Here is a 23,865-nt window from a genome sequence, read left to right on the forward strand (position 1 = left end):
ACAGATTCCGCGACAGAGTCGTACGTCCCGGGGCAAACCCGATTGAATCGGGGCCATGGCACTGGATGCGCTGATCCCCGGCGGATATCGCCGGTACGTCGCGCTGGGCGACTCCTTCACCGAGGGCGTCGGTGACGCCGATGCCCGCCGCCCGAACGGCGTACGCGGCTGGGCCGATCGGGTCGCCGAGGTGATGGCCGAGCGGACTCCCGAGTTCACCTACGCCAACCTCGCCGTCCGCGGCCGCGGGATCGACCGGATCGTCAAGGAGCAGGTCGAGGCGGCGATCGCGCTCGAGCCGGACATGGTGACGATCTACGGCGGGTCGGTCGACCTGATGTGGCCGCACGTCGACATCGACGCCCTGCTCGCGACCTACGAGTCGGCGATCGAGCAGCTCGTCGACAGCGGCGCGAAGGTGCTGGTCTTCACGGCGTACGGCGCGCGGGCGTCGACCGTCGGGCGCCTGCTCCGCGGACGCTTCGCGGTCTACAACGAGGCCGTCCGCGAGATCGCGCAGCGGCGCGGCGCGACGCTGGTCGACTTCTGGCGGATGACCGAGTACGACGACGCCGGCTACTGGGACGGCCACGGCTTCCTGGGCGCCCCCGGCCACCAGCTGATGGCGATCAAGGTCCTCGACACCCTCGGCGTACGCCACCACCTGCCCACCCCGAAACCCCTGGTCGTCATCGAGGAGCCGAGCATCGGCGGGCCCATCCGCGAGGTCCGGCGGCTGGCTGCCCGCGCCCTCCCCTGGGCCGTACGCCGCGTGCTCCGCGGCCCCGCGGGCGACGGGCTCTCGGCCCGCTATCCCCAGATGACGCGACTTTCCTGACCGGTTTCACACCTGGCTGGGTGTGTGGGGTAACATCCTGGTCGCACCTGCGGACGTAGCTCAGTTGGTAGAGCGCAACCTTCCCAAGGTTGATGTCGCGAGTTCGAATCTCGTCGTCCGCTCCATAGATTCGGGCCGTGCCATGTGGCGCGGCCTGTTTCAGTTCACTTGCACGATCCAAGTGACGCAGCACACGATCGCGGGTGTTTGCGACTTGCGTCCATTAAGATTGGGTTTCTGTTTTCCAATCATTGTGTGAACGACACGTAAAGGATCACTCGACATGCCCGCGGGCTCGAGCAACCGATTCACCGACGGACGAGTCCCCGACCACGGCATCGGAGATCTGTTCACCTACGAGGCGCGCCTCCAGGCGCGACTCGACGTCGAAGCGGCCCTGGCCGAGGCCGAGGCGGCCGTGAAGGTGATCCCCGCGGAGGCCGGCGAGGCGATCGCCGAGGCCGCCGATCTGGGCAAGCTCGACATGGACCGGATCGAGAAGGCCACCGCCGAGCACAGCCACCCGCTGACGCCGCTGGTCGAGGAGCTCTGCCGGGTCGTCGGCGCGAAGCACGGTGGCTGGGTCCACTGGGGCGCCACCACGCAGAACATCACCCAGACCGCCGACCTGATCCTGCTGCGCCAGGCACACGACAAGATCCTCGACCTGCTCGGCGATCTGCTGCGCTCGCTCTCGAAGGTCGCCGAGGCCGGCGCCGAGGTGCCGATGCCGGGGCGCACACACTCCCAGCACGCGGTCCCGATCACCTTCGGCTTCAAGGTCGCCATCTGGATCGACGAGATCGCCGCCCACGTCGACCGGCTCCGCTCGGTCGAGGACCGCGTCTTCCGGCTGCTCATGGGCGGCGCGGCCGGCACCATGGCCTCCTTCGGCTCCCACGCCCGCGCCATCGAGACCGAGACGGCCTCCCGGCTCGACATGGGTTCGATGCCGGTCCCCTCGCGCGCGATCAACGACGGCATGGTCGAGTGGGTCTCGATCCTGGGGATGCTCGGCGGCACGGCCGGCAAGATCGGCAAGGACGTCTACTCGATGATGCAGCCCGAGTTCGGGGAGGCCTTCGAGCCGATCCCCGAGGGCACCATCGGCTCCTCGACGATGCCCCACAAGCGCAACCCGCAGCTCACCCTCGACGTCATCACCGCCGCCACCCAGCTGCGCGGGCTCGTCGCACCGGCGATGGAGTCGATGCTCCACGACCACGAGGCGAACGGCGCCATGACCGGCATCCTCGAGGACGCGGTCGCGCAGGCCTCTCGCCTGGCCGGGGACGTACTCGCCAGGCTCGTGGTCATCTTCACCGGCCTGACCTTCGACGAGGAGCGGATGCGCGCCAACCTGGCTCTCTCCGGCGGCCTGATCGGCTCCGAGTCGCTGATGCTCGAGCTCGGCGAGCGGATCGGCCGCCAGGTCGCCCACGACGTCGTCTTCGAGCTCGCCCAGCGCTCCGCGGTCGACGACATCGACTTCGCCTCGCTCCTCGCCGATTCGCCCGAGGTCTCCGAGCACTTCACCCGCAGCGAGATCGCCGACCTGCTCGACCCGTGCCGCCACCTCGGCGAGTCCGCCAACATCGCCCGCGCCATGGCCGAGCACGCCCGCCGGGTGGCCGACGACATCCAGATTCCCGCCGTCTGAGGCTGGCGTTCCACGGACGTCGATAGGCTGCGTACGTGTCTTTCGAAGGTTTTCCCGTAGCAGCGCTCGACTTCTACGACGACCTCGAGGTCGACAACACCAAGTCGTTCTGGGAAGCCCACAAGCACATCTACAAGGAGTCGGTCCACGCGCCGATGAAGGCGCTCACCGACGAGCTCGCCGAGGAGTTCGGCAGCGCCAAGATCTTCCGGCCCTACCGCGACGTACGTTTCTCGAAGGACAAGCTCCCCTACAAGACCCACCAGGGTGCCTTCGTGGCCGTGGCGCCGCAGACCGGCTACTACGTCGAGGTCTCACCGCGCGGAATCCGCACCGGTGGCGGCTGCTACTGGTTCGAGCCGCCCCGGCTGGCCGCCTTCCGCGACGCCATCGTCCACGACCACTACGGCGCTGACCTGGAGAGACGCCTCGCGGTCGCGGAGAAGAAGGGCTACGAGGTCACCGGCGACCGCCTCAAGACCGCCCCGCGCGGCTTCGCCAAGGACCACCCCAAGATCGAGCTCCTCCGCTACAAGTCGATCCACCTCGGCCGCACCATCGGCTTCGAGCCGATCATCCACACCCCCGACCTGGTCGGCGAGGTGAAGAAGGACTGGCGGGCCATGCGTCCGCTGGTCGAGTGGATCGCCGAGCACGCCTTGGCGTGAACTCCTGCGTGCGAGTCGGTCGAGATAGTCCGGGACGTTTCAGCCCATTACCAGTCGGTAGATGGGCTCGAACGTCCCGGACTATCTGGCGTCAGGGCTTGGTGAAGCTCGCCATCGTGCGCTCTGGCTCCCAGAAGGCCTTCATGGAGGCGATGCGGCCCTCGTCGTTGACGGTGTAGACCATGATCAGCTCGGTGGTGGTGTAACTGCCGTCGGGGAACGACGTCTTGATCTTGCCGATGTTGGCGCAGGTGTTGCCGGCGGGGTTGGCGAAGGAGTCGTTGATCTCGAACTCGAACTTGTGGACCGAGGCGATCGCCTTCTCCCAGAACGCCTTGAGGCCCTCGTGGCCGTGGTGGCCCTTGCCCTCGGGGTCGAACATCGACGGCCCGACAGGGTCCTCGAGCACGCAGTCCTCGGCGTAGATCGTCAGCCACTCGTCGAGATCGCCCTTGGCGACGGCGGCATAGGAGCGCTGCCCGGCCGTACGTGCGGGGTGTTCGTCGTCGGGGGCGTTCCAGGTGATGGCGTCGGAGGAGATCATGCGGCAGATCGTACGCCGAAACTGGAACGTGTTCTACCTGATCGTGGAGTCCCGCCCGGATAGGGTCACCGGGTGACCGTCTCGGAGACCGCTCGCGGGACCGCGACACCGGGGCGGGACTTCGATCGGCTCTGGCTGGCGACGGCGACGAGCCAGGCCGGGTCGACCATCGCGTACGGCGCCCTGCCTCTGGTCGCGGTGCTGGTGCTCGATTCCTCGACGTTCCAGGTGTCGCTGCTGGCGGCGCTGTCCGGGTTCACGGCCGCGGCGGCGGGGGTCCGGCTCGGGCCGTGGATCGAGTACCGGTTCAAGCGGCCGACGATGATCGGCGCCGATCTGATCCGGTTCGCGGCGATGCTCAGCATCCCGGCGGCGGGGATCTTCGACCTGCTCACCTACGCCCACCTGTGTGTCGTCGGCGTCCTCGCCGCGACCTGCGAGCTCGCCTTCACCGCGGCCGCCGGCGCCCACCTGAAGGCACTGGTCGCCCCGGAGGCCAGACTGGTCGCCACCAGCCGGCTGGAGACGACGTTCTGGACCACCTTCACCGCCGGCCCGCCGGCCGGCGGCGCCCTCGTCTCGGCGTTCGGGCCGACGCTGACCGTGCTCGTCGACGCGATGACGTACCTGCTCTCCGCGCTCGGGATCCGCTCGATCCGTACGCCGGAACCGCAACCACCGACGAGGAAGCCGCAGCACTGGCTGGCCGAGGTGACCGCCGGCTGGCGCTACATCCTCGCCAGGCGCGACCTGCGCGCACTCTTCCTGAACGCGGCCCTCTTCGGCTCGTGCGTGATCGCGACCAGCCCGCTGCAGACCGTGCTGACCCTGCGGGTGCTCGGCATGGAGCCGTGGATGTACGGCGTCGCCATGGGTCTGCCCTGCCTCGGCGGCATCCTCGGCGCGATGTGCGCACCTCGCCTCACGAACCGGCTCGGCGAGCGGGCGGTGCTGCTCGGCTCCGGGGTCGCGCGCACCCTCTGGACCATCCCGATCGCCTTCACCCCGAGCGGCCCGGCCGGCTTCGTGTGGTTCACCGCCGCCAACTTCGGGCTGATCCTCTGCGCCGGCGTCTTCAACCCGACCTTCGCCACGTACCGGATGCGCGAGACCACCGACGACCACATGGCCCGGGTGCAGGCGGCGTGGTCGATCACCATGAAGGTCGCCCAGCCCGTCGGCGTCCTGGCAGCCGGCGCACTGGCCGCGGCGACGAGCCCTCGGACCGCGATCGCGGTGGCCGGAGGCGTACTTCTGCTCTCCTCCGGACTGCTTCCCTGGCGCACCGTTGTGACGAAGAACCCTACCTGTGAGTAGCCCCGGGCTTGCCACCCCTCGAGGGCAAGCCTATTCTTAATGTTACCCGCCAGTAGTGCGTGCCGACCGGCGCTCCCGCAACTGGTACATCCGACAAAGGTTATGAAGGTGGATCAGTGAGCCACTACAAGAGCAATCTCCGCGACATCGAGTTCAACCTGTTCGAGGTCTTCGGCACCGACAAGGTTCTCGGCACCGGTCCCTTCGCGGACCTGGACGTCGACACCGCGAAGGAGATCCTCGCCGAGGTCGAGCGTCTCTCGCGCGAGGATCTCGCCGAGTCGTTCGTCGAGGCCGACCGCAACCCGCCGGTCTTCGACCCCAAGACGAACACCGCGCCGGTCCCGGCCGCGTTCAAGAAGTCGTACGACGCGTGGATGGAGTCGGGCTTCTGGAGCCTGCACACTCCCGAGGAGATCGGCGGCCAGGTGGCCCCGAACTCGCTCGTGTGGGCGACCGCCGAGATGCTGCTCGGGGCCAACCCGGCGATCTGGATGTACGCCGCCGGCCCGTTCTTCTCGAAGGTCGTCTTCGAGAACGGCAACGAGCGCGACAAGCGCATCGCCAAGTTCATGGTCGAGAAGCTGTGGGGCTCCACCATGGTGCTGACCGAGCCCGACGCGGGCTCCGACGTCGGCGCCGGCAAGACCTTCGCCACGCCCAACGAGGACGGCTCCTGGAACATCACCGGCGTCAAGCGCTTCATCACCAGCGCTGAGTCGGACCTGCAGGAGAACATCATGCACCTCGTCCTCGCCCGCCCGAAGGGCGTCGAGGGCGTCGGCGGCCCGGGCACCAAGGGCCTCTCGCTCTTCCTCGTGCCGAAGTACCACTTCGACCACGAGACCGGTGAGCTCACAGGCGAGCGCAACGGTGCATACGTCACCAACGTCGAGCACAAGATGGGCATCAAGGTGTCCAACACCTGCGAGCTCACCTTCGGCGACCCGCAGGTCGGCGGCGGCGAGGCCGCCAAGGGCTGGCTGCTCGGCGAGGTGCACGACGGCATCCGCCAGATGTTCGACGTCATCGAGAACGCTCGGATGATGGTCGGCACCAAGGCGATCGCCACCCTCTCGACCGGCTACCTGAACGCTCTGGAGTACGCCAAGACCCGCGTCCAGGGCGCCGATCTCGTCGCCGCCGCGAAGACGGACCCGCGCGTCACGATCACCCACCACCCCGACGTACGCCGCTCGCTGCTGGTGCAGAAGTCGTTCGCCGAGGGCATGCGCGCGCTGGTCTACTACACGACCGCGTGGCAGGAGAAGGTCGTCCTCACCGAGGACGGCTCCGACGAGAACAAGCTGGCCGCCGCGGTCAACGACCTGCTGCTGCCGATCGTCAAGGGCTACGGCTCCGAGCGCGCCTGGGTGCTGCTCGGCACCGAGTCGCTGCAGACCTTCGGTGGGTCGGGCTTCCTGCAGGAGTACCCGATCGAGCAGTACGTCCGCGACGCCAAGATCGACTCGATCTACGAGGGCACCACCGCGATCCAGGGCCAGGACTTCTTCTTCCGCAAGATCGTGAAGAACCAGGGCGCCGCGCTCGGCCAGATCGCCGGCGAGATCCAGGCCTTCCTCGACGCCGAGGGCTCCGCCGAGCTCAAGGAGTCGCGTGCCCTGCTCGGGACCGCTCTCGAGGACGTCAACGCGATCGTCGGGCACATGTTCAACGACCTGATGGCCTCCCAGGAGGAGATCACCAACATCTACAAGGTCGCCCAGAACACCTCGCGCCTGCTGCTCGCCGTCGGCGACGTCGTGGTCGCGTGGCTGCTGCTGCGCCAGGCCGAGATCGCCCTCGCCGCCCTCGCGGGTGACCCGGGCAAGGACAAGGACTTCTACACCGGCAAGGTCGCCGCCGCGAAGTTCTTCGCCTCCTACAACCTGCCGAAGCTGACCGCTGAGCGGGCCATCGCCGAGGCGATCGACAACTCGATCATGGATCTGCCCGAGTCTGCTTTCTGAGGCTGATCCGCTCGTACGCTGCGGCCCGCCCGGTTCTCCGGGCGGGCCGCGGTGCGTCTGACGGAATTCCTAGGGCACCCGAAGTGGTTGAGAAGTCACGTGACCTCTGTGACCGAGCCCCGGCTGCGTACGAACTCCGCGCAACACACCCGCGGTTTCTGGTCGGTGGCGTTCCTGTTCGCGGTGACGATGGGCTTCGCGGCCGCGCCGGCGCCGCTCTACGTCTTCTACGTGGACGAGCAGGGCTGGAGCTCGTTCGTGATCACGGTGGTGTTCGCGACGTACGGCGCGGGGGTGGCGATCTCGCTCTTCCTCGCCGGCCACCTCTCGGACCGGTTCGGGCGGCGGCGGGTGGTGGCGCCGGCGGTGCTGCTCAACGTGCTCTCCGCGCTGATCTTCCTCTCGACCCATGAGCTGGGCTGGCTGCTGCTGGCGCGGCTGCTGTCCGGACTGGGCGTCGGGATGCTGACCGCGACCGCAACGGCCCATCTCGCCGAGCTGCACCGGCGCAGCCGGCCGGAGGCTCCGGCGACCCGGGCCGAGGTGGTCGCGACCGCGGCCAACATCGGCGGACTGGGCCTGGGCCCGCTGGTCGCGGGCGCGCTGGCCGAGTGGGCGCCGCGACCGCTCTACACGCCGTACGCGGTCTTCGCGTTCCTCATGGTGCTCGGGCTGCTCGCGGTCGTGGCGGCGCCGGAGACGGTCGACACCGACCAGCCGGGGTGGACCTACCGGCCGCAGCGGGTGCGGGTCCCGGCCGACGCGCGCGGCGCCTACTTCGCCGCGGGGATGGCGAGCTTCGTGGCGTTCGCGATGTTCGGCTTCTTCACCTCGCTGGTGCCGTCGTTCCTCGCCGAGGATCTGGGCATGCGCTCGCACGCCGTCGCGGGCGTGGTCGGGTTCTCCATCTTCGGTGCCGCGGCGCTCTTCCAGGTGCTGGCCGGGCGCTGGCCTCGCCATCGGCTGTACGCCACGGGGCTGGTCGCGCTGACCGCCGGACTGCTCCTCGTCGTCGGCGCCCTGCTGTCCGGCACGTTCTGGGTGCTGGTCGTCGGGGCCGTCGTCACCGGGGCCGGGTCGGGGATGTCGTTCAAGGCCGCGGTCGCCACCGTCATCTCGGTGGCGCCGGCGAACAGCCGTGGCGAGGCGCTGGCTGGGCTCTTCCTGATGGCCTATCTCGGGATCACGGTGCCGGTGGTGCTGCTGGGGATCCTGGTGCAGTACGTCGCGACCGAGCCGGCGATGCTCGCCTTCGGCGCGCTCCTGCTGGTGCTGCTCGGGGTCGCGGCTCGCGGGGTGGCGGGGGCGCGGCGTACGGCCTGATCTGCGGCAGGCCGTGATGCGGGGGACGGTATGGGGGCCTGAACCGGCTGGGTAGCGTGGCGCGCCACCCCCAACCTCTGGAGTTCTGCCATGACCATCGGCCTAGGGATCATCCTGCTGGTCCTCGGACTCATCCTGCTCACCAGCGCGGTGGATCTGCCCGACGAGCTCGCCAACGCGATCGCCAGCGAGCCACTCGGCTGGATCTTCGTGATCGCCGGCGGCCTCGCGATCGTGATCGGCGTGCTGCTGTCGGTGAACCGGTCCCAGCACACCACCGCCGTCGAGCACCGGCAGTACGACCCCAGCCCCTATGGCGGCAGCCCCCAGGGGGCTTACCCTCCTGGCCCTCCGTCGCAGGGGCACTACCCGCCGGCCGGCCAGCCCATGCAGGGCGCTCCTCACGGTCAGCAGTTCGGCTCCGGCCACCCCGGCGGCCGGGCCTGACCCGATCAGCGACGACGCGTCCGGCGTAGCTGGTCGCGGGCGGCGCGGCGTACCGCTTCGCTCAGGTCGTCGAGCGCGATCGAGTCGAGGCGCCAGCGCTGCCAGAAGAGCTGGACGTCGATCGGCCTCGCGCCCGGGAGCGGGACCGTCGCGCCTGACTCGAGGTCGGCCTCGGCCTGCGCGTCGAGGAGCATCCCCCAGCCGAGACCGCGCCTGATGGCCTCGTGGAAGTCGTGGCTGCTCGGGACCCGGTGGACGACCGGTGGTCGGGTCGCGCCGTGCGCCGCCAGCACCTCGTCCTGGAGGTGGTCCTTCTCGTTGAAGACGATCATCGGGATCGCGCCCCAGTCGATGCCTCGGCCCTTGCGGTGGCGCTCGATGAGCGTCGGGGCGGCGCCCGGGGTGTAGCGGAGCCGGCCGAGCGGCTCGACCGTGCACCCCTGGACCGGCTTAGGCTCGCTGGTGACCGCGGCGAGGACCTCGCCGCGGCGCAGCGCGTCGGCCGAGTAGCCCTGGTCCTCCACGGTTATCCGCAGCGCCGTCCGATCCCAGGTCGCCACCTCGTCGAGCACCGGACGGAACCAGGTTGCGAGGGTGTCCGCGTTGACCACGACGGAGAGGTCGACGACAGTGGCGTCGCCGGTCTTGTCAGCGCTCAGGGTCGCGGCGGCCTCGTCGAGCAGCAGGCGGAGCTGTCGGCCGTGCCTGATCAGGGGCTCGCCGGCCTCGGTGGGGGTGCAGGGAGTCGTACGCCGCACCAGCACCTGCCCGGCCGCGCGCTCGAGCGCCCGGATCCGCTGGCTGACGGCGCTCGGGGTGATGTGGAGGCGTCTCGCCGCGGCGTCGAAGGTGCCTTCCTCGGCGATCACGACGAGGGTCTCGAGCTGGGTCGGGTCGAGGGCGGGCATGTCTTAAGTGTTACTTATCTTCGGTTAGATTCTTTCGCTGGTCTGTAGACGCGTGGCGGCTTAGCGTCGCTGATGTGATCACCGCCAGCCTCGCCGGGCTCCTCACCGGGCTCAGCCTCATCATCGCCATCGGGTCCCAGAACGCGTACGTCCTGCGGCAGGGCATCCTGCGCTCGCACGTGCTCGCCGTGGTGGCCGTGTGTGCGGTCTCCGACCTCCTCCTCATCTGTGCCGGGGTCGCCGGCATGGGAGCGGTCGTCCAGAGCGCCGGGTGGGCGGTGGAGGTACTGCGCTGGTTCGGGGTCGTGTTCCTCGGTTGGTACGGCATCGGGTCGTTCCGGCGGGCGCTGCGGCCCTCGGGGATGGATGCCGCGGACGCGCCCCGGGAGACACTCCCCCGGGTGATCGCCAAAGCGGCCGCCTTCACCTGGCTCAACCCGCATGTTTACATCGACACACTTGTGCTCCACGGGTCGATCGCGGCGACCTACGGCTCGACACGTTGGGGGTTCGCCATCGGCGGATGCCTGGCCAGCATCATCTGGTTCGCCGGTCTCGGCTACGGCGCTCGGCTCCTCGCGCCGCTGCTCGCCAGCCGACGTGCCTGGCAGGTGCTCGACAGTCTCATCGGGTGCATGATGCTCGCGATCGCCGGCGGGCTCGCGCTGGGCGGGCTGGGCTGACCGGGCGGGCCGCCCTTCAAATCCGGCCATAGTCAAATCCGGCCAATGTGTTGACCAGCCGCCTAGTGTGGCCGCATGCCGTGGACGACCTCCGATATTCCTGACCTGACCGGCAAGAACGCCGTGGTGACCGGACCGACGCTGGGCGGGATCGGCTACTTCGTCGCGCGCGGCCTCGCGGCTGCTGGGGCACGGGTGATCCTGGCAGGACGGTCCTGGGAGAAGCTCGACGCGGCCGCGGAGGCACTGACCGAGGAGGTTCCCGGCGCGAGCCTCGACCGGGTCGCGCTCGATCTCTCCTCGCTCCAGGCGGTACGGGCGGGGGCCGAGGCGATCGCGGCGGCGACCTTCGACGGCGGCGGGCCGCTGCACCTGCTGGTCAACAACGCGGGCGTGATGGCGACGCCGCAGTCGCGGACGGTGGACGACCTCGACCTGCAGATGGCGACCAACCACTTCGGGCCGTTCCTGCTGACCGGGCTGCTGCTCGAGCCGCTGGCCGAGAGCGGCGAGGGGCGGATCGTGACCATGGCGAGCGTGGCGCACAAGGTGGCCCGCAAGGCGCCGCTCGGGTTCCCGACGGTGCAGGTCGGGCGCTATTCGCCGTGGGGCGTCTACTCCCAGTCGAAGCTCGCCAACCTGCTCTTCACCTTCGAGCTCCAGCGGCGCTTGGAGAAGGCGGGGCTGCCGGTCGGTGCGTACGCCGCCCACCCGGGGCTCGCCTCGACCCGGCTGATGGCCAACGGCGCTTCCCGGACCATGATCGCGCCGATCGCGAGCATCGGCGAGGCCGCCGTCCGGGCCATGGCGCAGACCCCGGAGGCCGGCGCCTGGCCGGCCCTGATGGCGGCGACCTTCCCCGGGCTGGAGCCCGGGACGTACGTCGGGCCGAGCGACGCCTTCGAGGGTCGCGGTGTGCCGAAGCCGGTCAACGCCTCGCGCCTCGCCCGCGACCCCGAGGCTGCTCGGGCGCTGTGGGAGCTCTCCGAGCAGACCACCGGCATCGCCTATCCCTGACCGGCCCAGACCAAAGTCTGACCCGTGTCGCTACCTCCGGCCGATGCCTCGAGGGGGCCTCGGATCCTAGATTCACCAGGGTGAGCAAGAAGGTCCAGATCTGGTCCCGGACGATCTCCGGGCACGCCCATCATCTCGAGGTGACCGGGGAGATCATCCGTAGGTTCGTGTGGACCGTCGACGGCGAGGAGATCCTCACCAAGAAGACCTCCGACGACCGGGCGCGGCTGGAGAGCAAAGAGCACGGGAGCCTGCTCGTGATCCACTCCGGGCTCGGCACGCCGCGTCGCGCGACCTACTTCGAGCCCGGCGAGGACCTGGCCGGGATGGCCGGCATCGGCGGCACCGACCTCACCCCGGAGCCGGGGTCACGGGCCGCTGCGTACGAACAAAGGGTGATCGACCACCCCAAGCGCTATGCGCTCATCGAGACCCTCGGCGGCGCCGCGGGCGTGGTCGGCGGCATCGTCGCCGCGATGATCGTCGCGTGGATCGTCGCCCGGATCTCGCTCCCGGACATCGACCTCCCGCTCCCGAACCTGCCGGATCTCCCCGACCTGCCGCTCCCCGACCTGCCCAGCATCCCGTGGCCATCGATCCCGTGGCCGGACCTGCCGAACGTACAGGTCCCCGAATGGGTCAAGTGGGTCGCCAACCACCTGAAGTACGTCTGGCCCATCGTCCTCGCCTTCGTCCTGGCCCAGGGCGAGATCAAGCGCCGCCGCAAGCACGCCGAGGCGTCAGCCGCACAGGCCGAGGCGTCAGGTACGTCGGCCGAGAAGTCACTCCCGCTGGCCGAGAAGTCAGCGGGTGACGCCTCAACCGACGCGCGTGACGCCTCGGCCAACCTGAGCGACGCCTCGGCCGACCGGGGCGACGCCTCGGCGGAGGAGGGTCAGCGGCGGGGCTTGTAGGTCGGCTTCTCGCGCTTGAAGGCGGCCTCGCGGGCGATCTTGGTGTTCTCGCCGAAGAGGAGGCGGAGCTGCTCGATGCGCTCGCGGGAGAAGGTGCGCTTGATGGGGGCGTACCAGGTGTCGTTGAAGAGGCGCTTGGCGGCGGCGAGCTGGTCGGGGGAACGCTCGGAGAGCTTGCGGGCGAAGGCGGTCGCGGTGGCGACCGGGTCGGCGGAGAGCTCGGTGACCAGGCCCAGCTCGTAGGCGCGCTCGCCGGAGAACTGCTCGGCGGTCATGGTGAGCTTCTTGGCGGTGTCGATGCCGACGACCTCGGAGAGCGACCGGACGCCGGTCATGTCGGGGATGATGCCCCACTTGCCCTCGAGGACCGACCACTGCGAGTCGGGTTCGGCGATGCGGAAGTCGGCGCCGAGGGCGATCTGTACGCCACCGCCGAGGCAGTGACCGTGGACGGCCGCGATCACCGGGACCGGCAGCCGGCGCCAGGCCCACACCGACTCCTGGAAGAGGTTGGTCCCACGGAAGGGCCGGGGCAGGAAGGCGCCGACGATCTTCTTCGGGTCACGCAGGACCGAGGCGAAGTCGAGACCGGCGGTGAACGCGTCCCCCTCACCGGCGATGACCACGGCGCGCAGGTCGTGGTTCTTGCCGAGCACCTTGGCGGTGTCGACCAGCTCCTGGAGCAGCTCGAGCGTCAGCGCGTTGAGCTTGTCCGGGCGGTTGAGACGCACCTGGGCGATGCCGTCGTTGATTTCGGTGGTGACGAGGGGCATGGGGAGAACATTACGGGGCAGTAGGCATGATGGGGCACATGGCTGACCCACGCGCTGGAACGCTCGCTACGCCCGCCGACCTGGTCGACGTACCTCACCTGGTCGCCTCCTATTACAACCTGCAGCCGGACCCGGACGATCCGGCCCAGCAGGTCGTCTTCGGCACCTCGGGGCATCGCGGGTCCTCGCTCAAGTCGGCCTTCAACGAGACGCATATCCTGGCCACGACCCAGGCGATCGTCGACTACCGGACCTCGCAGGGAATCGACGGGCCGCTGTTCATCGGGCGCGACACCCACGGCCTCTCCGAGCCCGCGTGGGCGAGCGCGCTGGAGGTGCTGGTCGCCAATGACGTACGCGTCCTGGTGGACGACCGCGACGGCTACACGCCGACGCCGGCGGTCTCGCACGCGATCCTTCGTGCCAACGCCGGGCGGGTCTCGACAAGCTCGACCACCGGAGGGTCCGGTCTCGCCGACGGGATCGTCGTGACCCCGTCCCACAACCCGCCGTCCGACGGCGGCTTCAAGTACAACCCGCCCCACGGCGGTCCCGCCGACTCCGATGCCACCAAGGTCATCGCCGCCCGCGCCAACGAGCTGATCCGCGCTGGGCTCTCCGGCGTCAAGCGGGTGCCGTTCGCCGCCGCGCGGCGCAAGGCCGAGGCGTACGACTTCCTCGGCTCCTACGTCGACGACCTGCCCAACGTGGTCGACCTGGCCGCCATCCGCGATGCCGGGGTGAAGATCGCCGCCGATCCGCTGGGTGGGGCCTCGGTCGCCTACTGGGGCGAGATCGCCGAGCGGCACAAGATCGACCTCAACGTGGTCAACGAGCTGGTCGACCCGACCTGGCGCTTCATGCCGCTGGACTGGGACGGCAAGATCCGGATGGACTGCTCCTCCCCCAGCGCGATGGCCGAGCTGGTGCGCTTCGTGGAGAGCACCCCGGAGTTCGACATCGCCACCGGCAACGACGCCGACTCCGACCGGCACGGGATCGTCACCCGCGACGCCGGGCTGATGAACCCCAACCACTTCCTCGCGGTCGCGATCGACCACCTCTTCGGCGGCGCGCGCCCCGACTGGCCGGCGACCGCGCGCATCGGCAAGACGCTGGTCTCGTCCTCGATGATCGACCGGGTCGCGGGTGCGCTCGACAAGCCGCTGGTCGAGGTCCCGGTCGGGTTCAAGTGGTTCGTGCCGGGGCTGATCGACGGCTCGTTCGGCTTCGGCGGCGAGGAGTCGGCGGGCGCCTCGTTCCTGCGCTTCGACGGCACCGTGTGGACCACAGACAAGGACGGCATCATCCTCGCCCTGCTCGCCTCCGAGATCCTGGCGCGCACCGGGAAGACGCCGTCGCAGCGCTACGCGGAGCTGGTCGCCCAACTCAATCCAGCGCAGCACGGTGCCCCTGCGTACGCCCGGATCGACGCCCCCGCCTCCCGCGAGGAGAAGGCGAAGCTCGCCGCCCTCTCCCCCGAGGCCGTGACCGCGACGAGCCTGGCCGGCGAGGAGATCACCGCCAAGCTCACCGAGGCGCCCGGCAACGGTGCGGCCATCGGCGGCCTGAAGGTGACCACCGAGTCGGCCTGGTTCGCCGCCCGGCCGTCGGGGACCGAGGACGTCTACAAGATCTACGCCGAGTCGTTCCGCGGGCCTGACCACCTGGCGAAGGTTCAGGAGGAGGCCAAGGCGGTCGTCTCCGCCGCCTTGGCCTGACCGCCTCACACCGGGATCAGCGCGTCCAGAACGGGTGCTCGGCGTCCTCGCGCACCGTCACGTTGACCCGGTTGAACAGGTTGTGGGTGGCGATGCAGAGGACGAGGGCGGCGGTCTGCTTCTCGTCGTAGTGCTTGGTGACCTCGCGCCAGAGCTCGTCCGGCACGGCATCCTCGGAGTCGGCGAGGCGGGTGAGGGCATCGGCGAGAGAGAGGGCTGCCTTCTCGGCCTCGTCGAAGAACGGCGACTCACGGAAGGCGGCCAGGCCGACGACCTTCTCGATCGGCAGGCCGACCTCGGCGAGACGTACGGCATGCCCCTGGAGGCAGGCGGCACAGCCGTTGAGCTGGCTCACCCGGATCGCGACGAGCTCGGTCGTGGTCTCGGGAAGGCCACCCTCGGCCACGGCGGCCAGGAGGTTGCCGATGCCCTTGAATGCCTGCGGGATGACTTCTGCGGGGTTCTTCATTCGGTTGCTCATGCCATCCCTGACCCGCCCCGCCGCATCGATGTGACAGGTCGGTGAAAGAAAAATTTCTTTCACGGAAGCGGTCACATCTGGTCTGCTTCGCGGGTCGGGTCCATAGGGGTCCGGACTGTACGGGCCGACGACGAGAGGACCGACGATGCAGCAGGAGTGGCTGGCCGAGCGCTTCGAGGAGGAGCGGCGGCACCTGTTCGGGGTGGCGTACCGGATGCTCGGATCGACTTCCGAGGCCGAGGACGCGGTCCAGGACGCCTGGCTCCGGCTGAGCCGGAGCGACGCCGACGAGATCGACAACATCGGCGGCTGGCTGACGACCGTGGTGGCACGGGTCTCGCTCAACATGCTCCGCTCACGCAAGACCCGCGGCGAGCTGTCCCTCGATGCTGAGCCACTCGGGAGCCGGCTGCCGGACCCAACGGTCGTCCTCGACGACGGCACCACCCAGGACCCGGCCGAGCGCGCGATGCTCGCCGACTCGGTCAGCATCGCCCTCCTCGTCGTGCTCGACCAGCTCTCCCCGGACGAGCGGCTGGCCTTCGTACTCCATGATCTCTTCGCCGTGCCGTTCGACGAGATCGCGACGATGCTCGACCGCTCCTCGGACTCGACTCGTCAACTCGCGAGCCGCGCCCGGCGCAGGGTCCGAGGACGTAGCCCCGGGAACGACGTCACCGCTCAGCGCGAGGTCGTCGACGCCTTCTTCGCGGCCGCCCAGGACGGCGACCTGGACCGGCTGATCGGTGCGCTCCACCCCGACGTCGTCCTGCATGCCGATCTCGGCTCCGGGATCACCACCTACCGCGGCGCGGCCAAGGTCGCGGGCAACGCCGTCATGTACGCCCACGCCGACCGCGTCACCCACTCGGCCCTCGTCAACGGCTCCGCCGGCGTCGCGATCACCTTCCACGGGAAGCTCTACAGCGTCATGGCGTTCACCGTGGTCGACGGGCGGATCACCGAGATCGAGGCGTACGCCGCCCCCGCCCAGGTCGCGAAGCTCGCCGCGAGCCTGGGGCTGGAGTCAGCGCACGGCCAGGCCTAGGCGGCCTGGCGGCGGGGTCGGCCGCGGCCACGCTTGTGGGTGACCACCTGGCCGCGTTCGACGATCTCGCCGCCCCAGACGCCCCAGGGTTCGGAGCGGGCCAGAGCACCGGAGAGACACTCACGCATCACCGGGCAGTCGAGGCAGCGATCTTTCGCCACCTCGAGGGCGGCGGGGGACTCTGAGAACCACAACGCAGAGTCGTCTCCGTGGCACGGAAGGCCGGCGGCGTACAGAGGCGGGATGATCTCCAAGGGCACCCCTTGAGAATCTGCGCCTGAGGTAGGCCCGCACATCGGGAAACTACCTTAGATCTCCCCTGAGGAGCTTCCACTGAGAATCTCCCGAGGGCGAATCGTTTCGGACTCGTGTTTCGCGTTTGCACCCTTCTTCATCGCAAATCTCTCTACGATGCGAAATCGCCGCGACTCGACGCGGCGGAACCCCGAGAGGAGCAACCCGTGAAGCTCGGAAAGCAAGGAATCAGCCTTGCGCTCGTCGCGGCAGGCCTGGTGGCCACACCGATCGCCGCCTTCGCCGCGGAACCGGATCCCAGCGGCATCGACCAACTGAAGGCTGCGGCCGATCAGACCGTCACGCTCAAGAAGGAGGGCGCCACCGGCCTGATCGGCTACGCGTCCACCAAGGGCGACCTGCTGCCCGGCGTCGCCGCTGACAGCAAGTCGGAGGCGGCCGCGAAGGCACGCGAGTATCTCGACAAGTACGCCCCGGTCTTCGGCGCCGAGGCCGGCCAGCTCGACCAGTCGAAGGTCAGCACCACCCCGGCGGGGTGGACGGTCGAGTTCGAGCAGGCCTACAAGGACGTGCCGGTCTTCGGCGGCGTCCTGAAGGCCCACGTCGACAAGGCCGGTGACCTGACCTCGGTCAACGGTTTCGCCGCCCCGAACCTCGACCTCAGCACGACCCCGAAGTGGTCGAAGGAGAAGGCCAGCGCCAAGGCGCTCGAGCTTGTGAAGTCCAAGCCGGCCGAGGCCCACACCGACAGCAAGGTCGACACCACCGGCGTCGAGGTCGTCAAGGCCGACCTCAACGTCTACCGCATGGGCGCCGCCCAGGGCGTGAGCGGCAAGAGCCTGCTCGCCTGGGTCGTCGAGGTGTCCAACCGGTCCACCGTGCGCGAGACCGTCGTGATCGACGCCGCCAGCGGCAAGCCGGTCAACCGCTACTCGATGATCCACTCGGCGAACGAGCGAGAGCTGGTCGAGAAGCACAACACGCCCGACACCGGCGACGACGCGACCGTCTGGGTCGAGAACGACGCTTTCCCGGGCACCCTCGACCAGGACCAGCAGAACGAGGTCGCCACCACCGGCGAGTCCTACTGGCTCTTCAAGAACACCTTCGGCCGCGACTCCTACGACGGCTCCGGCTCGAAGATGGTCACGGTCAACAACGACCCGGCGATCTCGTGCCCGAACGCCAACTGGAACGGCGCCACCACCAACTACTGCTCCGGGGTCACCTCCGACGACGTGGTGGCGCACGAGTGGGGCCACGCCTACACCGAGCACACCTCCGGCCTGATCTACCAGTGGCAGCCGGGTGCGCTCAATGAGGCGTACTCCGACATGTGGGGCAACACGCTCGACTTCCTCAACACTCGTGAGAACACCACCGACGACGTGGCCCGTACGGATGGGCACTGCTCCTCCTCCACCCGCGGCGCCATCACGCTGACGATCAACTCGCCGGCCGACGTGGCCGGAGACTGTCCGGCCGCGGCTGCCAGCTTCGGTCCGGTGTTCCCGACCGCCGGAGTGACCAGCGACATCGTGGTCGGCCTCGACGCTGCCGACGCCGGTGGCCCGACGACCACCGACGGTTGCTCGCCGCTGGAGAACGCCGCTGCGGTCAACGGGAAGTTCGTGCTCGTCGACCGGGGCACCTGCCCGTTCACCCAGAAGGTCGCGAACGCCAAGAACGCCGGCGCCAAGGGCGTCGTGATCGCGTTCCTGGAGGGCCAGCCGCTCGGCAGCATCGCCGGCAACTCCGACATCTACGGTGCCACCACCGACTACGCCACCGGTCAGAAGATCAAGAACGCCACCGGCGCGGTCAACATCACCATCAAGGACGCCTCGGCCGAGTCCAAGGACGAGTCCGTACGCTGGCTGATGGGTGAGGACTCCACCGCCTTCGGCGGCGCGATCCGCGACATGTGGAACCCGACCTGTTACGGCGACCCGGGCAAGGTCTCCGACGAGGAGTACCACTGCACCACCGACGACTCCGGCGGCGTGCACTCCAACTCGGGTGTCATCAACCACCACTACGCCCTGCTCGTGGACGGCGGCGCCTACAACGACGTCACCGTGGCCGGCATCGGCCTGGACAAGGCGGCCAACCTGATCTGGCACGCCCAGACCAACTACCTGACGCCGACCTCGGGCTTCCCCGAGTACGCCCAGGCGATGGTCTCCTCGTGCGCCGATCTGACCGGCGTGAACTCGCTCAAGAAGCTCACCCTGGGCACCTCGACGCCGCAGACCGGCGGTGGCGAGACTCCGGGTGGCGAGGCCGCGGCTCCGGCTCTGGAGCCGATCACGGCCGCTGACTGCGCGGCGGTCGCGGCGGCCAACACGGCCACCGAGCTCGCCGACGAGCCGGTTCAGTGCAACTTCGGCCCGATGCTCGACCCGAACACCCCCGCCCTGTGTGGCGAGGGCACCAACGAGGTCACCACCTACACCGAGGACTTCGAGGACGGTCTGACCGGTTGGGCCCAGGACGCCGAGTCCCTGGTCCCCGGCAACGACTACCCCTGGGAGACCCTGAGCGGCGTCGAGGGCAACGAGACCAAGGCGGCGTGGGGCCCCGACCCCGTCGAGGGCCAGTGCGGTGACGCGACTGGTGACATCACCAGCCGCAACGGCCTGATCTCCCCGGAGATCACCGTGCCCGCGGGCCAGACGCCTCGCCTCACGTTCGACCACTCGGTGCGCACCGAGTCGAGCTGGGACGGCGGCAACGTCAAGGTGTCGGTCAACGGTGGCGACTTCACGCTCGTCGACCAGGCTGCGTACCTGTTCAACGCACCGGGCGCGACGATGGACCCCGACAGCGGTTACCTCGCCAGCGAGCCCGCCTGGACGGGCACCGACGGTGGCAAGTTCACCGGTCAGTGGGGCACGACGATCGTCGACCTCGATGCGATCGCCGACGCCGGTGACACCGTGAAGTTCCGCTTCGACCTCGGTCGCGACGGCTGCAACGGCGTCGAGGGCTGGGCCGTTGACAACGTCTCGGTGAGCTACTGCACCGAGAAGGCGGTCCCGGAGATCTCCGCCACCTCGCCGAAGCGCGGCAAGGTCGAGATCACCGTCGACGGCGAGCGCGCCTCCGGCGAGATCGTCGTCAGCGAGAAGGGCATCCGCGTCGGCCGCTTCCGGCTGAAGAAGGAGGAGGCGACCTTCCGGGCGTTCCGAGGCACCCACACCTACAAGGTGGTCTACTCGGGTGACCGGAACAACGAGGCGATCACCGAGACGGTGACCGTCAGGGTCAAGTAGCCGTCACACCTTCAGAGGGCCCCGCCGAACAATCCAGTTCGGCGGGGCCCTCTTTGTCCCTACACTCACGCCATGCGCGGAACGATCCTGACCATGGGCGGTGGCGGCTTCTCGATGCCGGAGGTGCACGGGCGGGAGGTGTCTCCCCTCGATGCAGAGCTGAACCGGCTGAGCGGGAAGCCGCGGCCCAAGGTCTGCTTCATCGGCACCGCGAGCGGGGACGCGGACAGCTACCACGACAAGTTCCTCGCTGCGTACGCCGGCCGTTCCGAGGCGAAGGTGCTGTCACTGTTCAACAAGGCGCCCGAGGGGCACGAGCTTCCGATCAACGACCTCGAGCAGCTGCTCGACCAGGACATCGTCTACGTCGGCGGCGGGTCGACGGCCAACCTGCTCGCGGTGTGGCGCCTGCACGGGCTGCCCGCCCTGCTCGAGAAGGCCGCCGCCGGCGGGACGATCCTGGCCGGGATCTCGGCCGGGGCGAACTGCTGGTACGAGGCGTCCTCGACCGACTCCTTCGGCCCCACCGCGCCGCTCCCCGACGGACTGGGCTTCCTCCCCGGTTCGTTCTGCCCGCACTACCTCGGCGAGGAGGACCGGCGCGAGACGTACGTCCGGTTCGTCGGCTCCGGGGCGCTGCCGTCGGGCTACGCGGCCGATGACGGCGTCGCCCTGCTGTGGCGCGACGGCGAGCTGGTCGAGGCGATCAGCGAGCGGCCCGACGGAGTCGCCTACGCCGTCGGGCCGGACGGGGAGACCCCGCTCGAGGTCAGGGTGCTCGACTAGGGCAGGTAGAGCAGGGCGTACGTCGCGACGTGGCAGAACCCGAAGAGCGCGGGCGCCCACACCTCGACGTTGCTCATCGGCAGGTAGCGCGAGCTGTCGCGACCGAGGCCGACGGCCGACCACTCCGCGACGCCGGGAGCCGCGGGGAGCTGCTTCTCGAGGTGGGAGATGACGGAGTACTTCCCGCTCGCCATCTGCCGGTAGGAGCGGATGATCCAGAACCAGCCGAGGCACGAGCCGAGGGCGGCGATCAGGGCGACCGTGAAGATCCAAGGCCGCTCGGGCGAGCTGGCCACGAGAGCCGTGCCCGCGACCAGGAGCCCGACGTTGAGGACCAGCAGGAACGCGCTGGTGAGGGTACGCCGCACGCTGAGCCGCTCGGCCTCGGCGACATAGAGCTTGTACTGGTCGAAGAGGACCGCGCGGTCACCGCTGGAGAGCACGTCGGGAGGAAGCACCCACAAACCCTCGGCGAGCGCCGACGGGTTCGGCTTGTTGGCGGTCACATAGCTGCGCACCGCGGTCGGCGACCCGGTTCCGGGAATCAACTCGTTCTCCATAGTGGCTAGTTGTCTACCGGTCCTGGCGGGTGATGTCCATACGACATTCGTCACCGTGGTCCAGGTGTGGCCGAGGTGTTCACCAGCGGCGCTCGGGCGCCTACGACGCCTGACAGATAGGACGGGACGTTCTCGTCGGTCTACCCGGAGGTAACCGGCGAGAACGTCCCGTCGTATCAGCTGGTCAGAGTGCCTTGCCGATGGAGGCAGCGCCGGCGGCCTCGAACTCCTTGAGCAGGCGGCGACGGGTGCGGGTGTCGCCGCGGACCGCCTTGACGAGCTTGACGGCCTGCGAGGGGGCGTTGCGTACGTTGGTGGACTCGAGGAAGCCGTTGGGCAGCGAGAGTCGCAGGACCTTGTGCCAGGCGGAAGCGACCTGCTGCGGCATCGGCGCGGAGTGGTAGTTGAGGTCGTACTTCTCGAAGAGCGCGCGGACCTTCGGCGCGATCTCGGCGTAGCGGTTCGAGGGCAGGTCCGGGAAGATGTGGTGCTCGATCTGGTGGGACAGGTTGCCGGACATGACGTGCAGGAACTTCGAGCCGGAGATGTTGGCCGAGCCGAGCATCTGCCGGACGTACCACTCACCGCGGGTCTCGTTCTCCGGGATGTCCTTGAGCTCGAAGGTCTCGACGCCCTCGGGGAAGTGGCCGCACATGATCACCGAGTGGGTCCAGACGTTGCGCGTGAAGTTGGCGATCACGTTGGCCAGCAGCGTGGTCGGACCGGAGAGGGTCACCATCGAGACGAGCGGGTGGGCGACGTAGTCCTTGAACGCCTGGCGGCGGATCTTGGCGAGCGTACGCTTCGCCGACATCTGCCACTCGGCGGACGGGCGGCGACCCTTCTTCTTCTGCCGGATCACCCGGCCGAGCTCGAGGTCGTACATCGCGATGCCATACTCGAAGATGCACATGTTGATGAAGTTCATCGCGGGCTGGAACAGGCTCGACGGCGTCCAGCGCTGCTCCTCGTCGACGCGCATGATGCCCCAGCCGAGGTCGTTGTCCTTGCCGACGATGTTCGTGTAGGTGTGGTGCAGCTCGTTGTGGGAGTGCTTCCACCCCTCGCTCGTCGAGGCGTTGTCCCACTCCCACACGGTGGAGTGGATCTTCGGGTCACGCATCCAGTCCCACTGGCCGTGCATGATGTTGTGGCCGATCTCCATGTTGTCCAGGATCTTGGCGATCGAGAGACCGACGGTGCCGACGACGAACGCCGGCGGGAAGATGCTCGCGAGCAGGACGGCACGGGAGCCGAGCTCGAGCGAGCGCTGGACCTTGATGACCTTGTGGATGTAGGCAGCGTCGCGCTCACCGCGGGTGTCGATGACCTCTTGGCGGATGGCGTCGAGCTCGCGGCCGAGCTGCTCGATGTCGTCGCGGGTCAGGTGGGCGATCGGGCCGGTGTAGGCCGGGGCATCGGGTGCGATGGTCATGGCTGTCTCGCTCTCGTCTTGTGGGGGCTGCCTCAGGAGGCAGGGTGGTCGATGACGCACTCGCCGGCGGCGGCGGAGATGCAGGTCTGGATGGGTACCCCTTCGGGGCCGGTCTCACCCGGGCGGGCGACGGTGAGCTCGCCGTTGCGGAGGTCGCGGACGGCGCCCTCCTTCATCGGAAGCACACAGCCGAAGCAGATGCCCATACGGCAACCGCTCGGCATGAGGACGCCGGCCTCTTCGGCGGCGTCGAGGATCGGCCTGTCACCAGGTGCGTCGACGGTCTTGCCGGTGAAGGCGACGGTGCCGCCCTCGCTGGTCACGACGGTGGCCAGTCGGAACTGCTCGGTCTGGAGCGGCAGGCCCGCCTCGTCGTACCAGGCCTGGAGGTTGTCGAGGAGACCCGCAGGACCGCAGGCGTACGCCTTGCGCTCCCTCAGGTCGGGGACGAGCTCGGTGAGGGTGTCGATGTCGATGCGGCCCTCGGAGCCGGTGTAGCGGGTGACGAGGCGGATCGCGCCGGCCTCGGCGAGTGACTCGAGGTTGCGGATGAAGATCGAGTCGGGGCGGCTGGGGGCGACGTGGACGACGGTGACGTCAAGCCGCTGGTGCTCGACGACGCCCTCGTCGGTGACCGGGAAGAGGTTGCGCAGCATCCCGATGACAGGGGTCACTCCGGAGCCGGCGGTGACCATCAGAAACTTGTGGCCGCGCAGGTCGCTGGGCAGGACGAAGTCGCCGGCTGCCTGCTCGAGGTGGACGATCTTGCCGGGGCTCAGGCGGCGCACCAGGTGGCTGGAGACCTTGCCGTCGGGCACGGCCTTGACGGTGATCGAGATGAGGCCGTCCTTGCGGGGGCCGTGGGTCAGTGAGTAGGCCCGCCAGTGGCGTACGCCGTTGACGTCGACGCCCACACGGACGTACTGACCCGGGGTGTGGCCGTTCCAGTCGGCGCCCGGCTTGATCTCGATGGTGGCCGCGTCGGCGGTCTCCGGGGTGACCTTGACGACGCGTCCGCGCAGGTCAGCGCCGGGTCGGAGGGGGTTGAACATGTCCAGGTAGTCGGCCGGCGCCAGGGGCGTGGCGATCTTCTCGGCGACTCCCCACACCTTGCGGGAGAGCCTCTCCCGCAGCGCGGGTCGCCTGGCCTCGCCCGGGGCGAACAGGGCGGGGGATGTAGAGATCTCAGCCATGTATCCATAGTGCTACTTATGCGAGGTAAACTCCTGTGTTAGCGACGTG

The 23,865-nt window shown here is 69.0% G+C and carries 22 protein-coding genes and 1 tRNA gene; 15 read left to right on the forward strand and 8 right to left on the reverse strand.

Annotated features, from left to right (window positions below; all coding sequences use genetic code 11):
* The first annotated feature begins 55 nt into the window (after positions 1-55).
* The 4 genes from OG801_RS12345 to OG801_RS12360 all read left to right on the forward strand — a co-directional run bounded on the left by OG801_RS12345 (position 56) and on the right by OG801_RS12360 (position 3,166).
* Positions 56-838 (forward strand): SGNH/GDSL hydrolase family protein, encoded by a 783-nt coding sequence (locus tag OG801_RS12345; RefSeq protein WP_406035915.1) that lies wholly within the window; start codon positions 56-58, stop codon positions 836-838.
* 49 nt (positions 839-887) lie between these two features.
* Positions 888-963: transfer RNA gene (locus tag OG801_RS12350), tRNA-Gly, on the forward strand.
* Between the two features lie 158 nt (positions 964-1,121).
* Entirely contained in the window at positions 1,122-2,498 is a 1,377-nt protein-coding gene (locus tag OG801_RS12355; protein ID WP_355017665.1) for an adenylosuccinate lyase family protein, read from the forward strand.
* 35 nt (positions 2,499-2,533) lie between these two features.
* Positions 2,534-3,166, forward strand: coding sequence for a DUF2461 domain-containing protein (locus OG801_RS12360; protein WP_406035916.1), 633 nt, complete (start codon positions 2,534-2,536; stop codon positions 3,164-3,166).
* A gap of 91 nt (positions 3,167-3,257) precedes the next feature.
* Here OG801_RS12360 and OG801_RS12365 read toward each other — a convergent pair whose 3' ends face one another.
* On the reverse strand, positions 3,258-3,710 hold the full coding sequence (locus tag OG801_RS12365) for a nuclear transport factor 2 family protein (RefSeq protein WP_355017663.1): 453 nt from the start codon (positions 3,708-3,710) through the stop codon (positions 3,258-3,260).
* Between the two features lie 72 nt (positions 3,711-3,782).
* Here OG801_RS12365 and OG801_RS12370 point away from each other — a divergent pair, with 72 nt between their 5' ends.
* The 4 genes from OG801_RS12370 to OG801_RS12385 all read left to right on the forward strand — a co-directional run bounded on the left by OG801_RS12370 (position 3,783) and on the right by OG801_RS12385 (position 8,767).
* Entirely contained in the window at positions 3,783-5,027 is a 1,245-nt protein-coding gene (locus OG801_RS12370; protein WP_406035917.1) for an MFS transporter, read from the forward strand.
* 116 nt (positions 5,028-5,143) lie between these two features.
* Complete coding sequence (locus tag OG801_RS12375) at positions 5,144-6,997, forward strand: acyl-CoA dehydrogenase (protein WP_355017661.1); 1,854 nt, start codon at positions 5,144-5,146, stop codon at positions 6,995-6,997.
* A gap of 99 nt (positions 6,998-7,096) precedes the next feature.
* Positions 7,097-8,320 carry an MFS transporter gene (locus OG801_RS12380; RefSeq protein ID WP_406035918.1) on the forward strand — a complete coding sequence of 408 codons (1,224 nt, stop codon included), beginning with the start codon at positions 7,097-7,099 and terminating at the stop codon, positions 8,318-8,320.
* Between the two features lie 90 nt (positions 8,321-8,410).
* Complete coding sequence (locus tag OG801_RS12385) at positions 8,411-8,767, forward strand: hypothetical protein (RefSeq protein WP_355017659.1); 357 nt, start codon at positions 8,411-8,413, stop codon at positions 8,765-8,767.
* A 5-nt stretch (positions 8,768-8,772) separates the two neighbouring features.
* Here the strand turns inward: OG801_RS12385 and OG801_RS12390 are convergent, their stop codons facing one another.
* The gene (locus tag OG801_RS12390; RefSeq protein WP_406035919.1) at positions 8,773-9,675 is read right to left on the reverse strand and encodes a LysR family transcriptional regulator ArgP; all 903 of its coding nucleotides are present in this window, start codon (positions 9,673-9,675) and stop codon (positions 8,773-8,775) included.
* 74 nt (positions 9,676-9,749) lie between these two features.
* On the opposite strand from OG801_RS12390, the gene OG801_RS12395 reads away from it, so the two are divergent.
* The 3 genes from OG801_RS12395 (at position 9,750) to OG801_RS12405 (ending at position 12,289) form a co-directional block, all read left to right on the forward strand.
* Positions 9,750-10,358 carry a LysE/ArgO family amino acid transporter gene (locus OG801_RS12395; RefSeq protein WP_406035920.1) on the forward strand — a complete coding sequence of 203 codons (609 nt, stop codon included), beginning with the start codon at positions 9,750-9,752 and terminating at the stop codon, positions 10,356-10,358.
* Between the two features lie 75 nt (positions 10,359-10,433).
* Positions 10,434-11,375, forward strand: a complete 942-nt coding sequence (locus OG801_RS12400; RefSeq protein WP_406035921.1) for an oxidoreductase — start codon at positions 10,434-10,436, stop codon at positions 11,373-11,375.
* Positions 11,376-11,455: 80 nt separating this feature from the next.
* Positions 11,456-12,289: a hypothetical protein gene (locus tag OG801_RS12405; protein WP_406035922.1), complete on the forward strand. Its 834-nt coding sequence runs from the start codon at positions 11,456-11,458 to the stop codon at positions 12,287-12,289.
* Here OG801_RS12405 and OG801_RS12410 read toward each other — a convergent pair.
* Positions 12,271-13,062, reverse strand: a complete 792-nt coding sequence (locus OG801_RS12410) for a crotonase/enoyl-CoA hydratase family protein (RefSeq protein ID WP_406035923.1) — start codon at positions 13,060-13,062, stop codon at positions 12,271-12,273. The two genes, OG801_RS12405 and OG801_RS12410, sit on opposite strands and share 19 nt — an antisense overlap.
* A 38-nt stretch (positions 13,063-13,100) precedes the next feature.
* On the opposite strand from OG801_RS12410, the gene pgm reads away from it, so the two are divergent.
* The gene (gene pgm / locus OG801_RS12415; protein WP_406035924.1) at positions 13,101-14,783 is read left to right on the forward strand and encodes a phosphoglucomutase (alpha-D-glucose-1,6-bisphosphate-dependent); all 1,683 of its coding nucleotides are present in this window, start codon (positions 13,101-13,103) and stop codon (positions 14,781-14,783) included.
* Positions 14,784-14,799: 16 nt separating this feature from the next.
* On the opposite strand, the gene OG801_RS12420 is transcribed toward pgm, so the two are convergent.
* Positions 14,800-15,264 (reverse strand): carboxymuconolactone decarboxylase family protein, encoded by a 465-nt coding sequence (locus tag OG801_RS12420; RefSeq protein ID WP_406035925.1) that lies wholly within the window; start codon positions 15,262-15,264, stop codon positions 14,800-14,802.
* Between the two features lie 145 nt (positions 15,265-15,409).
* On the opposite strand from OG801_RS12420, the gene OG801_RS12425 reads away from it, so the two are divergent.
* Positions 15,410-16,312: a sigma-70 family RNA polymerase sigma factor gene (locus tag OG801_RS12425; RefSeq protein WP_406035926.1), complete on the forward strand. Its 903-nt coding sequence runs from the start codon at positions 15,410-15,412 to the stop codon at positions 16,310-16,312.
* Here OG801_RS12425 and OG801_RS12430 read toward each other — a convergent pair.
* Positions 16,309-16,572: a WhiB family transcriptional regulator gene (locus OG801_RS12430; RefSeq protein ID WP_292649912.1), complete on the reverse strand. Its 264-nt coding sequence runs from the start codon at positions 16,570-16,572 to the stop codon at positions 16,309-16,311. The two genes, OG801_RS12425 and OG801_RS12430, sit on opposite strands and share 4 nt — an antisense overlap.
* A 201-nt stretch (positions 16,573-16,773) precedes the next feature.
* Here OG801_RS12430 and OG801_RS12435 point away from each other — a divergent pair, with 201 nt between their 5' ends.
* Together OG801_RS12435 and OG801_RS12440 are read left to right on the forward strand one after the other, a co-directional pair.
* Positions 16,774-19,842, forward strand: coding sequence for a M4 family metallopeptidase (locus OG801_RS12435; protein WP_406035927.1), 3,069 nt, complete (start codon positions 16,774-16,776; stop codon positions 19,840-19,842).
* 72 nt (positions 19,843-19,914) lie between these two features.
* Positions 19,915-20,628: a Type 1 glutamine amidotransferase-like domain-containing protein gene (locus tag OG801_RS12440; protein ID WP_406035928.1), complete on the forward strand. Its 714-nt coding sequence runs from the start codon at positions 19,915-19,917 to the stop codon at positions 20,626-20,628.
* Here OG801_RS12440 and OG801_RS12445 read toward each other — a convergent pair.
* The 3 genes from OG801_RS12445 to OG801_RS12455 all read right to left on the reverse strand — a co-directional run bounded on the left by OG801_RS12445 (position 20,625) and on the right by OG801_RS12455 (position 23,816).
* The gene (locus OG801_RS12445) at positions 20,625-21,176 is read right to left on the reverse strand and encodes a hypothetical protein (protein ID WP_406035929.1); all 552 of its coding nucleotides are present in this window, start codon (positions 21,174-21,176) and stop codon (positions 20,625-20,627) included. The two genes, OG801_RS12440 and OG801_RS12445, sit on opposite strands and share 4 nt — an antisense overlap.
* Positions 21,177-21,372: 196 nt before the next feature.
* The gene (locus OG801_RS12450) at positions 21,373-22,623 is read right to left on the reverse strand and encodes a fatty acid desaturase family protein (protein ID WP_406035930.1); all 1,251 of its coding nucleotides are present in this window, start codon (positions 22,621-22,623) and stop codon (positions 21,373-21,375) included.
* Between the two features lie 32 nt (positions 22,624-22,655).
* A complete protein-coding gene (locus tag OG801_RS12455) occupies positions 22,656-23,816 on the reverse strand; it encodes a ferredoxin reductase (protein WP_355017646.1) in 1,161 nt (386 codons plus the stop codon).
* Positions 23,817-23,865 lie beyond the last annotated feature (49 nt).

Source organism: Nocardioides sp. NBC_00163, from assembly GCF_045206295.1.
GTDB lineage: Bacteria > Actinomycetota > Actinomycetes > Propionibacteriales > Nocardioidaceae > Nocardioides.